Consider the following 14408-nt stretch of genomic DNA (forward strand, 5'->3'; position numbering starts at 1 on the left):
GCGCCATGGTCTGCCCTCGCCGGGCCACCCGCGGCCCGGGAATCCTCGCCGACGAGGGAGCCCGCGGCGGGCCGCCCCCAGATACCCCCCCCCCCCGACGCCCCCCCGCTCAATAAAGACAGCCCGGAGCCCCCCCACAACCCCCCCCCCCCCCCCCCCCCGCGCCCCCCCCCCCGGCCCCCCCCGAGCCGACCTGCCGGGCCAGCAGCAGCGGATTGCGGGACCCCAGTTTCAGCACGTTGGTATAGAACTGGATGCTGCTGGTGGCCGCGGCCATGGCGGTGGCGCCGATCAGCGGATCCACCCAGGGTGTGTCCGGGCCCCAGAACCGGTTGCCATCGGGTGTATAGGGGTATTTCGCCGCCTGTTCCTGCATGTAGAACAGTGAATCCGGCAGCGCGATCGACGAGAATCCGCACTCCTCCGCGGTCTTGGCCAGCTCGGGGAGCTGCTCGAGCGGGCTCATCGCGACCCCGAGTGAGAACTTCATTCGGGCCTGTCCGAGCCGACGACCCACATGGAGAAGTACTGCGACCCGCCGCCGTAGGCGTGCCCGAATGCCTTGCGCGCGTTGTCGACCTGGTAGTCCCCGGCGCGGCCCATGACCTGCTTGGCCGCCTCGGCGAAGCGGATCAGGCCCGAGGCGCCGATCGGGTTCGAGCTGAGCACACCACCGGACGGATTGACCGGCAGCTTCCCGCCGATCTCGGTCTCCCGGGCGTCGGTGAGCTTCCAGCCCTCGCCCTCGGGCATGAACCCCAGGTTCTCCAGCCACATCGGCTCGAACCAGGAGAACGGCACGTAGATCTCGGCGGCGTCGATCTCCTCCAGCGGATTGGTGATACCGGCCTGCCGCCACAGCGCGGCCGCGGCGTCGCGACCGGCCTGCGGGCTGACCTGGTCGCGTCCGGCGTAGGCCAGCGGTTCGGTGCGCATGGCGGTGCCGTGCACCCACGCGACCTTCTTGCCGGTGGCCTCCGCGGCCGCGGCCGAGGACTCGTCGCCGAGCACGATCGCGCAGGCGCCGTCGGAGGAGGGGCAGGTCTCGTCGAAACGGATCGGATCCCACAGCATCTGCGAGGCCAGCACGGACTCCATCGTGATGTCGGCCTGCTGGAGGTGCGCGAGGGGATTCTTCGCGCCGTTGCGGCGGTCCTTCACCGCGACCATGGCACCGATGTGCAGCGGCGCGTTCGCGCGGCGGATGTAGGCGCGCACATGCGGGGCGAAATATCCACCGGCACCGGCGCCCACCGGCTTGGTGAACGGGACCGGATTCGACAGCGCCCACATGGCGTTGGATTCCGACTGCTTCTCCCACGCCACCGCGAGCACCTTGCCGTGCACGCCGCCCTGCACGTGATTGGCGGCGACGACGCCGGTGGAGCCGCCGACCGAGCCCGCCGTGTGCACGCGCAGCAGCGGTTTTCCGGTGGCGCCCAACGCATCTGCGAGGAACAGCTCGGGCATCATCGAACCCTCGAACAGGTCCGGGGCCTTACCGACCACGACCGCGTCGATATCGGCCATCGTGAGCTCGGCGTCGGCGAGCGCGCGATCGATTGCCTCTCGGCACATTCCGGCCATCGACACGTCGGAGCGTTTCGTCACGTGATGGGTTTGTCCGGTGCCGAGCACCGCGGCGAGGTTGGTCATCGTGCCTCCAGTTTGGCCACCAGGTTCTGCTGCAGCGCAGGGCCGCTCGCCGCGTGGGCGAGGGCGCGCCCGGCGTCGCCGTTCATGATCTGTGTCGCGGCGAAGCCGATGCGCTCCAGACCGGCCGCGAACATCGGGTTGCCCGCCAGGGGGCCGCCCGAGGGGTTGATGCGGGTCGAATCGCCCAGGCCGATGGCCTGTTTCAGGATCAGCTGTTCGTGGCTGAACTGCGCGTGCAGTTCCGCGATGTCGAATCCGCCTGTGTCGCCGCCGGTTACGGCCGCGGCGGCGGCCGCGGCAGAGGCGGAGACCGTGAGGTCGCGGGCGCCCAGGATCGGGGTGTCGATGCGGTGCGCCATATCGGTCAGCCACGCCGGGCGCTCGCACAGCTCGCGGGCCCGGTCGCCGACGGCCAGCACGATCGCGGCCGCGCCGTCGGTGATCGGGGCGATGTCGTGCTCGCGCAGCGGATCGGCGACATACGGTGCGGCGAGCCGCTTTTCGATCTCGGCGTCATCGGTGGCCGATACCGCGGCCATGTCCCGCTCGGTCCAGCGGCCGGAATCCAGTCCGGCCCGGGCCTGCAGGCCCGCCATCGATACCGCGTCCGGCCACAGCGGCGCGACCAGGTACGGATCGGTCTGCATGGTGAGGACCTGGCGCAGCGTGCCCGCGGATGCCTTGCCGAACCCGTACACCAGCGCCGTCCGCGCCTGTCCGGAGCGCAGTTTCACCCACGCCTCGTACAGCGCCCAGGCGGCGTCCATCTCCACGTGTGATTCGTTGATCGGCGGTACCGCGCCGATGGAGTCGATCGCCGAGATGAACGAGAATGCCCGGCCCGCAAGGTAATCCGAGGATCCGGAGCACCAGAAGTCGATATCGGACACGGTGATGCCGAGCTTGTCGTACAGGTGCCGGAAGCACGGCGCCAGCATCTCGACACCGTTGGTGGTGCCGTAGGTCTCGGGGACGTGCGGTGCGTGTGCGAAGCCCACCACCGCGATGTCGGATGTGTTGTCGCTCAAGGTAATAGCGCCTCTCTACAGATGCTGCGCGTAGGACTCGTAGTCGGCGTCGGGCTCGCCGGTGGGCTCGAAGTGCGAGATGTTGTCCAGACCCTCGTGGGTCCACTCCTCGCGGGGCTTCCAGGAAGCCTTGACCCGCATGCCCATCCGAACCTCGCTCGCCTCGCAGCCGAGCACCAGGTGCAGGAACGGGATATCGGCACCGTCGAGCAGCACGTAGGCGGCCACATACGGCGGCTTGATGCGCTGGCCCTGGAACGGCACGTTCACGATGCAGAAGGTGGTGACGATGCCGGTGTCGGCGAGTTCGACGTAGTCGTCGGTCGGCTCGCCGGTGCGCGGGTCGGCCCCGCGCGGCGGGAAGTACACCTTGCCGTCCGAGGCGGCGCGCGCGCCCACCAGTCGGCCCTCGGCGATGGCCCGCAGGTAGACGGTCTCCTGCGGCGCGGCGGTGTGCTTGTAGCGCAGGTCGATCGGGGTGACGATGCCGGTGACCGGCTCGGATTCGGTGCCCGCGGCCGGTGCCGCGGAGGTGTCGCCCGGTTCGAAGCAGGCGATGTCGTGAATGCTGCCGGTGCGGTCGGCGGCCCAGCGCGCCCGCACCCGCATGCCGGTGCGCAGGTCGTCGGGCGACGCCACGTCGACCGCGTGCAGCAGCGCGGTGTCGGCGCCGTCGAGCTTGATCAATGCCCAGGCGAAGGGCCGGTCGAAGGGCTGGCCGGGCAAGGGATCTCGCACCCAGCTCCAGCTCTGCACAGTGCCGACGTCGGCCACGTCCACGAATTCGGTGAGCCGATCGGCGGTCACCGGATCGTATTCGGCGGGCGGCACGAATACCCGGCCGTCGGAGCCTCGGATGCCGACGATGCGGCCGTCGCGCAGCCCGGTCAGGAACCGTCCGATGGTCGGCCCGACCGAGCGGGTGTAGTCGAACTTCATGCGCAGTTCTGCGGCGAGCACGTCGGGCGTGGTTCCCGTTTCCGGCCCACTTCCTTCGGCGATTGTGCCGGTCATGGTGTTCCCCTGAGTCACGATATCGAGTAGAACAGGTTCTTATTCTGGTGGCAATAGTAGCCATGCGACGGAAGGATGTGGGATGCGCTTCGGATTGCAGCTCGGATATTGGGGTGCGCAGCCGCCGTCCAATGTCGGGGAATTGGTGGCCGCCGCCGAGGCGACCGGTTTCGATGCCGTGTTCACCGCGGAATCGTGGGGTTCGGACGCCTTCACGCCGCTGGCGTGGTGGGGGTCGCAGACCAGCCGGGTGCGGCTGGGCACCTCGGTGGTGCAGATGTCGGCGCGCACGCCCGCGGCCACGGCGATGGCGGCGCTGACCATGGACCACCTCACCGGCGGTCGGCACATTCTCGGCCTCGGTGTCTCGGGGCCGCAGGTGGTGGAGGGCTGGTACGGCCAGCCGTTTGCCAAGCCGTTGCAGCGGACCCGGGAGTACGTCGGGATCATCCGGCAGGTGCTGGCTCGGGAGGGGAAGGTGGTGAGCGAGGGACCGCACTTCCCGATGCCGTACACCGGGCCGGGAGCGACCGGACTCGGGAAGCCGCTCAAACCGATCACTCACCCGCTGCGTGCGGATCTGCCGATCTGGCTGGGTGCCGAGGGCCCGAAGAACGTGGCGCTGACCGCCGAGATCGCCGACGGCTGGCTGGCGATCTACTACACGCCGCGGCTGGCCGGGATGTACGACGAATGGCTCGACGAGGGCTTCGCGCGAGTGGGTGCCAGGCGTTCGCGGGAGGATTTCGAGATCGCCGCGACCGCACAGGTCATTCTCACCGACGACACGAAGGGCGAACTGGATCGGCTGCGCCCGTTCATGGCGCTCTACATCGGCGGCATGGGGGCGGAGGAGCTGAACTTCCACGCGCAGGTGTACCGGCGCATGGGGTACGGCGATGAGGTCGACGAGATCACCCGGCTGTTCCGGTCCGGGCGCAAGGAGGAGGCGGCGGCCGCGGTGCCGGACGAGCTGATCCTCGACACCACCATCATCGGCGACGAGGCGCACGTGCGCGAACAGCTGAAGGTGTGGGAAAGGGCCGGGGTCACCATGCTGCTGGTCGGGGTCCGCGATGCCGCGCAATTCGAGCGTCTCGGACCGTTGGTCCGGTCGTAGAAATCGCGTGGGTGGTGGCCGCGTCATCGTTGTGGCGCACGCCGAAATCTGGTGGTGACCACCCCTTGTTCAAGGGTAGAACACGTTCTAAGTTCGAGGAGTGACTTCGATGGAGCAGGCACAGACGCTGGGATTGTGGAATATCGCCGCCGCCGCACCCGAACGGATCGCGGTGGTCGATCCCTCCGGTCGGGAGGTCGGCTACGCGGAGCTGGCCGCGCAGGCCGACCGGTTCGCCCGGGGCCTGCGGGCGCAGGGGCTGCGCGCCGGCGACGTGCTGGTGTCCATGGTGCACAACACCGCCGAGGCGCTCGCGGTGTACTTCGCGGCGTATCAGGCCGGGCTGTACATCGTCGCGGTCAACTGGCACCTCACCGGACCGGAGGTCGCCTACATCCTCGGTGACAGCGAGGCGAAGGCGTTCATCGCCGATGAGCGCTTCGCCGAGGCCGCGCGGATCGCCGCCGACGAGGCGAAAGTACCTGCGGGCGCGCGCTTTTCGGTGGGATCGGTGGAGGGGTTCCGGCCGCTCGCGGAACTGGGCGCGGGGGAGAGCGGCCGCCCCGACAACCGCACCACCGGTGCGCCGATGCTCTACACCTCGGGAACCACGGGGCGCCCCAAGGGAGTTCGGCGCCCGCTCACCGGCGCCGACCCGGATGTGGTCGGACCGCAGGCGACCGGATTCTTCGGGCTGTTCGGCATCCGGCCGTTCGACGACCACGTCCACATCTGCGGCTCGCCGCTCTATCACACCGCGGTGCTGAACTTCGCGTCCATCTCGATTCAGTTGGGGCACAAGGTCGTTCTGATGGACAAATGGGACGCCGAGGACATGCTGCGGCTGATCGAACGGCACCGCGTCACCCACAGCCACATGGTGCCGACCCAGTTCCACCGGCTGCTGGCGCTGCCGGAGGAGGTCCGCGCGAAATACGACGTGTCGTCGCTGCGGTGCATGATCCACGGCGCGGCGCCGTGCCCGCACGAGACCAAGCGCCGGATGCTGGAGTGGTGGGGCCCGGTCGTGACCGAGTACTACGCCGCGACCGAGGGCGGCGGCACGTCCATCAGCGGCGCGGAATGGCTCGAGAAGCCCGGATCGGTCGGCAAGGCGTGGCCGTACGCGGTGGTGAAGGTGCTCGACGACGACGGCAACGAGGTGCCGCCCGGTGAGATCGGCACGGTGTACATGCGGATGGGCGGCTCCAATTTCGAATATCACAAGGACAAGGCCAAGACCGAGGGTGCGCGCGTCGGCGACCTGTTCACCGTCGGCGACATCGGCCACATGGATTCCGACGGCTATCTGTTCCTGCACGACCGGCGCTCGGACCTGATCCTGTCCGGCGGGGTGAACATCTATCCCGCCGAGATCGAGGGCGAGCTGATCACCCATCCCAAGGTCGACGACGTCGCGGTTTTCGGTCTGCCGCACGAGGATTGGGGTCAGGAGGTCAAGGCCGTCGTGCAGCCCGCCGAGGGGATCGTGGCCGACGACGAGCTGACGCGGGAGCTGATGGCATACGCCGCGGCGCGGCTGGCCAAGTACAAGCTGCCCCGCAGCATCGATTACATGGACGAGCTGCCCCGCGACCCCAACGGGAAGCTCTACAAGCGCAAGATCCGGGACCGCTACGTGCAAGCGTAAGCGTTCCGTTCCCCGGGGCCCGCCTGGAATGCCGCCAGGCGGGCATTCCTCGTTGGGCCGCAACGTATTTCGCCGAATCGGTCACGCGCCCGCCCGGGGCGGCCTATCGTCGGGACGGGGAATTCGTAAACGGTGTAAATTGACTCTTGTCAGGACCAAGAACACGTTCTATTTTTGTCCTGTGAGCCACAACATAGCGGACCTTGTCGAACACACCATCGACCTCGTGCCGGACCGCGTCGCGCTGGCCGACGACACTCGTTCGGTGACCTACGCCGAACTGGAGGATCGAGCCAACCGACTCGCGCACTACCTGCAGGAACAGGGCGTGCAGCCGGGTGACAAGGTCGGCATCTACTCGCGCAACACCATCGAGGCCGTGGAGGCCATGATCGCGGTGTTCAAGGCGCGGGCGGTGATGGTCAACGTGAACTTCCGGTACGTCGAGAACGAGTTGCAATACATCATCGACAACTCGGATATGGTCGCGCTGATTCACGAGCGGCGCTACAGCGATCGGGTGACGGCCGTGCGCCCGGCGAGCCCGAAGCTGAAGACCGTGCTGGTGGTCGACGACGGCACCGAGGCCCAGACGCCGACCGCGGCGGGTTCGGTGGAATACGAGGCGGCGCTGGCCGCCACGCACGGTGAGCGCGACTTCGGGGATCGCTCGCCCGACGACATCTTCATGATCTACACCGGCGGCACCACCGGCATGCCCAAGGGCGTGATGTGGCGCCAGGAGGACTGGTGGCGGGTGCTCGGCGGCGGCATCAACTTCATGACCGGCGAATACGTCGAGGACGAGTGGCAGCAGGCCAAGAACGGCGCGAGCAACGCGCAGCTGACCCGCTACCCGATTCCGCCGATGATCCACGGCGGCTCGCAGGCGGCTACCTTCCACAGCCTGTTCGACGGCGGCAAGGCGATCATGCTGCCGGAGTTCACCGGCCACGGCGTCTGGCAGGCGATCGACCGCCACAACGTCAACCTCATCTTCATCACCGGCGACGCCATGGCGCGGCCGATGCTCGACGCGCTGAAGGCGGGCAACCCGGAAACCGGTGAGCCCTACAAGCATTCGAACCTGTGGGCCATGGCCAGCAGCGCGGCGCTGTTCTCGCCGTCGCTGAAGGACGAGTTCATCGAGCTGCTGTCGACCACGATGATCACCGACTCGATCGGCGCCTCGGAGACCGGTTTCGGTGGTCTGGCCGTGGCGTCCAAGGGCGCCACGCACACCGGCGGCCCGCGGGTGAAGATCGACGCCTCCACCGCCGTGCTCGACGAGCAGGGCAATCCCGTCGCGCCCGGCTCGGGGCAGGTCGGCATGCTCGCCCGCAAGGGCCACATTCCGGTGGGCTACTACAACGACCCGGTCAAGACGGCGGCAACCTTCAAGGAGTTCAACGGAATTCGTTATTCCATCCCCGGCGACTACGCCCGGGTGGAGGAGGACGGCACCGTCACCATGCTCGGCCGCGGATCGGTGAGCATCAACAGCGGCGGGGAGAAGATCTACCCCGAGGAGGTCGAGGGCGCGCTCAAGTCGCATCCGGAGATCTTCGACGCGCTGGTGATCGGCGTCGCCGACGAGCGCTGGGGGCAGCGGGTGTGCGCGGTCGTGCAGTGCCGCGGCGGCAAGCGGCCGACCCTCGAGGAGCTGCGCCCGCTGCTGATCCAGGAGATCTCGTCCTACAAGATGCCCCGCAGCCTCTGGTTCGTCGAGGAGATCAAGCGTTCCCCGGCCGGTAAGCCCGACTACAAGTGGGCGCACGCGCACGCGGAGTCGCGCCCGGCGGACGAGGATGCGCCCGCTCCCGCGACGAAGTAGGCGGTCGCGTCCCCGTCGTTTCCGGCATGCTGTCGGCCGGAGTCCGCACGTGTGCCGTATGCCACGTTTAGGACGTAGGTCCCCTGCTTTACGGGCTGTTTCTTGTCGGTGCCCTGTGCCAGAGTGTGTGACATGAGCAAGACGGGCAGTTCCGCCGGCTCCGCCGAGATCACTCGTGAGGTGCTGGAGCAATTCGAGGGGTACCGGCGCGAGCTGTGTGCTTACGCCTACCGCATGCTGGGGTCCTCGTTCGAGGCCGAGGATGCGGTACAGGACGCGTTCACCCGGGCATGGAAGGCCTACGGCTCGTTCGAGGGCCGGTCCAGCCTGCGGTCGTGGCTGTACAAGATCACCACCAATGTCTGCCTGGACATGCTGGACGGCCCGCAGCGGCGCGCCCGGCCGATGGACCTGTCGGGTCCGTCGAGTCCGGACACCCCGCTGCCCCCGGCCCAGCCGGACTACGTCTGGGTCGAGCCCATCCCCAACGGGATGGCCTTCGGCTCCGACCCGGCCGAGCACGCCACGGCCAAGGATTCGCTGCGGCTGGCGTTCGTGGCCGCCGTGCAGCACCTTCCGGCCACCCAGCGCGCGATCCTGATCATGCGCGAGGTGCTGCGGTTCTCCGCGAACGAGACCGCCGACATGCTGACGATGTCCCCGGCCTCGGTGAACAGCGCGCTGCAGCGGGCCCGGGCCACCATGTCCAAGGTGCAGCCCGACGAATCCGGCGGCTACGACGAGTCCGACGAGGATCAGCGCAAGCTCGTCGACGGCTTCGTCGAGGCATTCGAGGCCTACGACATGGACACGCTCACCTCCCTGCTGAAACAGGATGTGGCACTGTCCATGCCGCCGTTCGAGCTGTGGATCTCCGGCCCGGAGAACGTGGCCCGGTTCATGGTCACCACCGGCTCCCAGTGCCGCGGCTCGAAGATGGTCCCGCTCGCGGGCGCCAACGGGCTCCCGGCCTTCGGCCACTACAAGCCGAGCGGCGAGCCCGGCGTCTACGTGCCCTGGTCGATCACCGTGCTCGAACTCGACGGCGACCGGATCAGCGGCCTGCACTTCTTCCTCGACACCGACCGCATGTTCCCGCTGTTCGGCCTGGAGAAGGAACTGCGGGTGTAACCGCGGATCAGGCCGCCGGGTGGGCCATGTGGAAGGGTTCCCAGTGGTGGCCGTCGGGGTCGATGAAGGTGCGCCCGTGCATGCCCACCTGGGCCTCCTGGGCGCGCTTGTCCTCGCTGAACTCCTCGGTGCCGCCCGCCGCCAGCGCCGCGGCCGTCAGGTCGTCCACCTCTTCGGCGCTGCTCAGCGACAGCGCGTAGACGGATCCGACGGTGGCGACGGTATCGGCGACGGGTCGCTTGGTGAACGTCTCGAAGAACGACTGCACCAGCAGCATCAGGCAGATGTTGTCGTCGATGACGACGCAGGCGGCGTTGTCGTCGGTGAAGTCCTGATTCACCGTCCATCCCAGCGCCTCGTAGAACTTCCTGGACCGCTCCAGGTCTGCGACGGGGAGGTTGAGGAAGATCATCTTGCTGGCCATGTCGGTCCCTTTCGACTGCGCAGTCGGTTCGTGTACACCGATTCCGACGAGTCGGGACGGCAAAACTCATCGGATAGTTGCGGTCTGCAACGAAAGTCCGTGCGGGGAGGTCGTGCGGGTGCGGCGCCGCGGAAATGGTGGTGCGGCGAGTACCGGCCGCGACATATGGTCCAGGCATGACCGACGCCGACGCAGCATTCGCCGATCCGTCCCGCGAGCACGCTGGAGGAGGCATCGAGCCCGCGCCGGAGGTGGGCGGCGGCGCGGTCTATCTGATCACCGGAATTCAGGCCGCCGGGAAATCCACCGTGGCGCAGGCACTTGCCGAACGGTTCCCGCTGTCGGCCCATGTCCGCGGCGATACCTACCGTCGCTCGGTGGTCCGCGGCAGTGCCGAGATGTCGCCCGACCCGAGCCCGGAGGCGCTGGCGCAGTTGCGGTTGCGCCATCGCCTGGCGGCCCGGGTCGCCGACGGCTATGCGGCGGAAGGGTTTACGGCCGTGCTGCAGGACACGGTGCTGGGCGAACTGCTGCCGTACACGGTCGAGCAGATCCGCACCCGGCCGCTGTACGTCGTCGTCCTGGTGCCGCGGCCCGACGCCGTGGAGCGCCGCGAGGCGGGCCGCGGCAAGAAGGCGTACGGCACCTTCACCGTCGCGGACCTCGACAAGGTCCTGCACGCGGAGACCCCGCGCATCGGATTATGGCTCGACTCTTCGGATCTCACCGTGGACCAGACCGTCGACGAGATCCTCGCCCGGGCAGAATGCGTGTAGCGGGCGGTGAGATCCCGGCCGAAAGCGTGCCGGGAATGGGGGCGTGCGTCCGCCCGTTCAGTGTGCTTCGGCCAGTGTGGCACCCAAGGCCCGCAGGTGGTCGGTGGCGCCGCCCAGGGCGAATTCGTTGTGTTTGGCTGCGGTGAAGTAGTTATGGGCGATGTGGTCGCGGTCGATGCCGACGCCGCCGTGCACGTGGACGACGGTGTGCGCGATGCGGTGACCGGCCTCGGCGGCCCAGAACTTGGCGGTGTGGATCTCCGCCTCGGCGGGCAGGCCCTCCGACAGCGACCAGGCCGCCTGGGTGACCGCCAGCCGCAGGCCCTGCAGATCGATGTAGCCGTCGGCCAGCCGCTGCGCGACCGCCTGGAAGCTACCGATCTTGCGCGCGAACTGCTCACGCTCGCGGCCGTACTCGGCGACCAGCTCCAGCGCCCGCTCCAGCGTTCCGAGCTGCAGCGCGGCCAGGCCCAGCCAGCCGCGCGACAGCAGCCAGTCCACGATCTCCGCGCCGGATTCCACCGTGCCGACCAGTTCGGCCGGGGTGCGGTCGAATTCGAGCGCGGCCTCGGGGCTGCGGTCGACGACCTGCTGGTCCGCCACCCGCACGCTCGCGTCCGCCGGGTCCACCAGGAATACCGCGGGGGATCCGGATAAGTTGGCCGACACCAGGATTCGCGCGGCTTGCGCGGCGAAGGGGACCACGGTCTTCGCGCCGGTCAGCAGCCAGCTCGCGCCGTCGGCGGTGGCCGTGGTGGTGGGCCGGGCGGGCTCCCAGTTGCGCTCCTCCGACAGCGCCACCGTCAGAATCGTCTCGCCCGCAGCGGCTTTCGCGGCGAGATCGCGCTGCGCCCGCGACCCGAATCCCGCCAGCGCGCCCGCGCCCAGCACGACCGACCACAGGTACGGCACGGCCGCCACGTACTTGCCCAGTTCGCGCAGCACCGCGGTCTGTTCCAGCACACCCAGGTCGCTGCCGCCGACGGACTCGGGCAGCGTCGCCGCCAGCACCCCGGTCTCGGCCAGCGACTTCCACAGCGTCTCGTCGAAACGCACCTCGGCGGTGTCCAGTTCGCGCAGGCGATCGGCGGTGACCAGCTTCCCGCACACCTCGCCGGTCAGCCGGGAAAGGTCGAGCTGCCCCTCAGTTGGCGTGAAATCCATTGTCTGTCCCTAACTTTCGTATGAATCGGCGGCGAGTGCGGCTGTCGATCCGGTGCACGCTCAGCGCGCCGCGGCGGGCTGTTTGAGGGCGGTCATGGCGATGATGTCGCGCTGCACCTCGTTGGTGCCGCCGCCGAAGGTCAGGATCAGGCAGGCGCGGTGCATCCGCTCGAGCCGCCCGCGCAGCGCGGCGCCGGGGGAGTCCTGGCGCAGGTAGCCCTGCGGCCCGAGCACCTCCATGAGCGCGCGGTAGGCCTCGGTGGCCAGCTCGGTGCCCAGCACCTTGCAGGTGGAGGCGTCCCACGGCCGCGGCGCGGCATCGCCGCCCGCATCGGCCCCCGACGCGATCTCCCAGTTCAGCAGCTTCAGGAATTCGACCTTGGCGTGCACCCGGGCCAGATTCAACCGCACCCATTCGCTGTCGATGACCCGGGCGCCGTTGGAATCCTTGGCGTCGCGCGCCCATTCCACCGTCTGGTTCAGCGCCAGCTGCAGCGGTGCGGCGGAGGTGAGTGCCACGCGCTCGTGGTTGAGCTGGTTGGTGACCAGCGCCCAGCCGCCGTTCTCCGGCCCCACCATGGACGTGTGCGGTATCCGCACGTCCTGGTAGTAGGTGGCGCTGGTGTCCGGCCCGGCCATGGTGTGCACCGGCGTCCAGGAGAAACCCTCGGCCGTGGTCGGCATGATGAACATGCTGATGCCCTTGTGCTTCTTGGCATTCGGGTCGGTGCGCGCGGCCAGCCACACGTAGTCGGCGTACTGGATGAGGCTGGTCCACATCTTCTGGCCGTTGATCACCCAGTCGTCGCCGTCGCGCACCGCGGTGGTGCGCAGCGAGGCCAGATCGGTGCCCGCGCCCGGCTCGGAATAGCCGATGGAGAAGTGCAGCTCGCCCGCGGCGATCTTGGGCAGGAAGAACCTCTTCTGCTCCTCGGTGCCGTAGTGCATGATCGTCGGCGCCACCGAGTTGATGGTCAGGAACGGCACCGGGGCGCCCGCGGCGGCGGCCTCGTCGGTGAAGATCAGCTGATCCATGGTGGAGCGGTCCTGGCCGCCGAACTCCTTCGGCCAGCCCAGCGCGAGCCAGCCGTCGCGGCCCATATCCCGCACGATCTCGCGGTAGACGTCGCCGTGCCCGTACTCGCCGGTCTGCGCCGACAATGCCTCGCGGCGTTCCGGGGTGATCAGCTTGCCGAAGTACTCGCGCAGCTCGGCGCGCAGCTGTTCCTGTTGCGGGGTATACGCAATCCGCATCGCGGTGACCTCATAACTTTGTTCGATAGCCGTCCGGTATGGGGCTGGGCCGATGTTCCGATCATTGCACATTGACTGAAACATGTTCCAGTATGGAGCCTAGATCCGGCCGCTTCAGCCGCGGCGGCCGGGGATGACCTATAGGCTCGGCGGTATCTGCGGCGAAGGAGATGGCAATGAAGGTCAGTGTGGATCTCGACCAGTGCGAGGCGAACGGAATCTGCGTCGGAATCGCGCCCGACGTGTTCGAACTCGACGACGAGGACGTACTGCACATTGTGGAGGCCGAGGTGGCCCCGGATCGGCTGGCCGATGTCGAGACCGCGGTCTCGCAGTGCCCGAAGGCGGCGCTGAAACTTCAGTGAACGGATGCTTGCCGTTGACTGGAACACGTTCTAGAGTCGGCCCGTGGCTGAAAGTGAACTGAGTCTCTCCGGTCGAGTGGCGATTGTGACCGGAGCCGGAGCTGGGCTGGGACGTGCCGAGGCGCTCGCCCTGGCCGGTGCCGGTGCCGCGGTGGTGGTCAACGATCTGGCCGAGAACGAGGCGGTTGCCGCGACGCTCGCCGATATCCGCGCACTCGGCGCCAAGGCGGAGTTCGTGGCCGGGAGCGTCGCCGACCGTGCCACCGCGGACGCGTTGATCCGCACGGCGGACGAGGCGTTCGGCGGGGTCGATATCGTGGTGAACAACGCCGGGATCACCCGCGATCGCATGCTGTTCAATCTGTCCGACGAGGACTGGGACGCGGTGCTGGCGGTGCACCTGCGCGGGCACTTCCTGTTGACGCGCAATGCGGGCGCCTACTGGCGCGGCAAGTCCAAGGAGTCGGGTGCGCCGGTGTACGGGCGCCTGATCAACACGTCCTCCGAGGCGGGACTGCTCGGACCCGAGGGCCAGGCCAACTACGCGGCGGCCAAGGCGGGCATCACCGCGCTCACGCTGTCGGCCTCGCGCGGTCTGGCACGCTACGGCGTGCGGGCCAACGCGATCTGCCCGCGGGCGCGCACCGCGATGACCGAGAAGGTGTTCTCGGAGGCGCCCGAGGGCGAGGTGGACCCGCTGTCGCCCGATCACGTGGCGCGCCTGGTCGCCTACCTGGCCGCGCCGGCCGCCGAGGCGATCAGCGGACAGGTCTTCGTGGTCTACGGTCCGATGGTGGCGCTGATGGCCGCTCCGGAGGTCGAGCGGCGGTTCGACGCCGCCGGCGCGGAATGGACGTCGGCCGGGCTCGCCGACACTCTCGGAAACTACTTCTCCGAACGGCCTTCGGGGCGTACGTTTTCCGCGGCAGCGCTGCACGATCTGGGCTGAGCGAGATCAACTGGTGGCAGCTGCCATCGGACGGTTGATCAG

At 68.5% G+C, this 14408-nt stretch carries 13 protein-coding genes and 1 pseudogene; 7 read left to right on the forward strand and 7 right to left on the reverse strand.

Annotation, left to right across the window (positions count from 1 at the left end):
• Nucleotides 1-124: 124 nt before the first annotated feature.
• The 4 genes and pseudogenes from QH290_RS00900 to QH290_RS00915 all read right to left on the reverse strand — a co-directional run.
• Nucleotides 125-490: pseudogene (locus QH290_RS00900) on the reverse strand (LLM class flavin-dependent oxidoreductase); the annotation flags it as partial.
• A complete protein-coding gene (locus tag QH290_RS00905) occupies nt 487-1656 on the reverse strand; it encodes a thiolase domain-containing protein (RefSeq protein WP_280266439.1) in 1170 nt (389 codons plus the stop codon). The gene QH290_RS00905 and the pseudogene QH290_RS00900, both read right to left, overlap by 4 nt.
• The gene (locus tag QH290_RS00910) at nt 1653-2684 is read right to left on the reverse strand and encodes a thiolase domain-containing protein (protein ID WP_280266440.1); all 1032 of its coding nucleotides are present in this window, start codon (nt 2682-2684) and stop codon (nt 1653-1655) included. Before QH290_RS00910 ends, QH290_RS00905 begins: the two co-directional genes overlap by 4 nt.
• A 15-nt stretch (nt 2685-2699) precedes the next feature.
• A complete protein-coding gene (locus QH290_RS00915) occupies nt 2700-3698 on the reverse strand; it encodes a Zn-ribbon domain-containing OB-fold protein (protein ID WP_280266441.1) in 999 nt (332 codons plus the stop codon).
• 82 nt (nt 3699-3780) lie between these two features.
• Here QH290_RS00915 and QH290_RS00920 point away from each other — a divergent pair, with 82 nt between their 5' ends.
• From QH290_RS00920 to QH290_RS00935, 4 genes are all read left to right on the forward strand, one after another.
• Entirely contained in the window at nt 3781-4818 is a 1038-nt protein-coding gene (locus QH290_RS00920) for an LLM class F420-dependent oxidoreductase (RefSeq protein ID WP_280266442.1), read from the forward strand.
• A gap of 109 nt (nt 4819-4927) precedes the next feature.
• A complete protein-coding gene (locus QH290_RS00925) occupies nt 4928-6469 on the forward strand; it encodes an acyl-CoA synthetase (protein WP_280381700.1) in 1542 nt (513 codons plus the stop codon).
• Nucleotides 6470-6650: 181 nt separating this feature from the next.
• Nucleotides 6651-8303, forward strand: a complete 1653-nt coding sequence (locus tag QH290_RS00930) for an acyl-CoA synthetase (protein WP_280266444.1) — start codon at nt 6651-6653, stop codon at nt 8301-8303.
• Between the two features lie 132 nt (nt 8304-8435).
• Entirely contained in the window at nt 8436-9434 is a 999-nt protein-coding gene (locus QH290_RS00935) for a sigma-70 family RNA polymerase sigma factor (RefSeq protein WP_280266445.1), read from the forward strand.
• Between the two features lie 7 nt (nt 9435-9441).
• Here QH290_RS00935 and QH290_RS00940 read toward each other — a convergent pair whose 3' ends face one another.
• Complete coding sequence (locus QH290_RS00940; RefSeq protein WP_280266446.1) at nt 9442-9858, reverse strand: VOC family protein; 417 nt, start codon at nt 9856-9858, stop codon at nt 9442-9444.
• Nucleotides 9859-10034: 176 nt separating this feature from the next.
• Here QH290_RS00940 and QH290_RS00945 point away from each other — a divergent pair, with 176 nt between their 5' ends.
• Nucleotides 10035-10634: an AAA family ATPase gene (locus QH290_RS00945; protein ID WP_280381701.1), complete on the forward strand. Its 600-nt coding sequence runs from the start codon at nt 10035-10037 to the stop codon at nt 10632-10634.
• A gap of 57 nt (nt 10635-10691) precedes the next feature.
• On the opposite strand, the gene QH290_RS00950 is transcribed toward QH290_RS00945, so the two are convergent.
• Both QH290_RS00950 and QH290_RS00955 read right to left on the reverse strand, forming a co-directional pair.
• Nucleotides 10692-11798, reverse strand: coding sequence for an acyl-CoA dehydrogenase family protein (locus QH290_RS00950; RefSeq protein ID WP_280381702.1), 1107 nt, complete (start codon nt 11796-11798; stop codon nt 10692-10694).
• Nucleotides 11799-11858: 60 nt separating this feature from the next.
• Nucleotides 11859-13052 carry an acyl-CoA dehydrogenase family protein gene (locus tag QH290_RS00955; protein ID WP_280381703.1) on the reverse strand — a complete coding sequence of 398 codons (1194 nt, stop codon included), beginning with the start codon at nt 13050-13052 and terminating at the stop codon, nt 11859-11861.
• A 176-nt stretch (nt 13053-13228) separates the two neighbouring features.
• On the opposite strand from QH290_RS00955, the gene QH290_RS00960 reads away from it, so the two are divergent.
• Both QH290_RS00960 and QH290_RS00965 read left to right on the forward strand, forming a co-directional pair.
• Nucleotides 13229-13417 carry a ferredoxin gene (locus QH290_RS00960; RefSeq protein WP_068026575.1) on the forward strand — a complete coding sequence of 63 codons (189 nt, stop codon included), beginning with the start codon at nt 13229-13231 and terminating at the stop codon, nt 13415-13417.
• Nucleotides 13418-13460: 43 nt separating this feature from the next.
• The gene (locus QH290_RS00965) at nt 13461-14366 is read left to right on the forward strand and encodes a 3-oxoacyl-ACP reductase (protein WP_280381704.1); all 906 of its coding nucleotides are present in this window, start codon (nt 13461-13463) and stop codon (nt 14364-14366) included.
• Nucleotides 14367-14408: the final 42 nt, after the last annotated feature.

The sequence above is a fragment of the Nocardia wallacei genome (genome assembly GCF_029869545.1).
Taxonomy (GTDB): Bacteria; Actinomycetota; Actinomycetes; order Mycobacteriales; family Mycobacteriaceae; genus Nocardia; species Nocardia wallacei_A.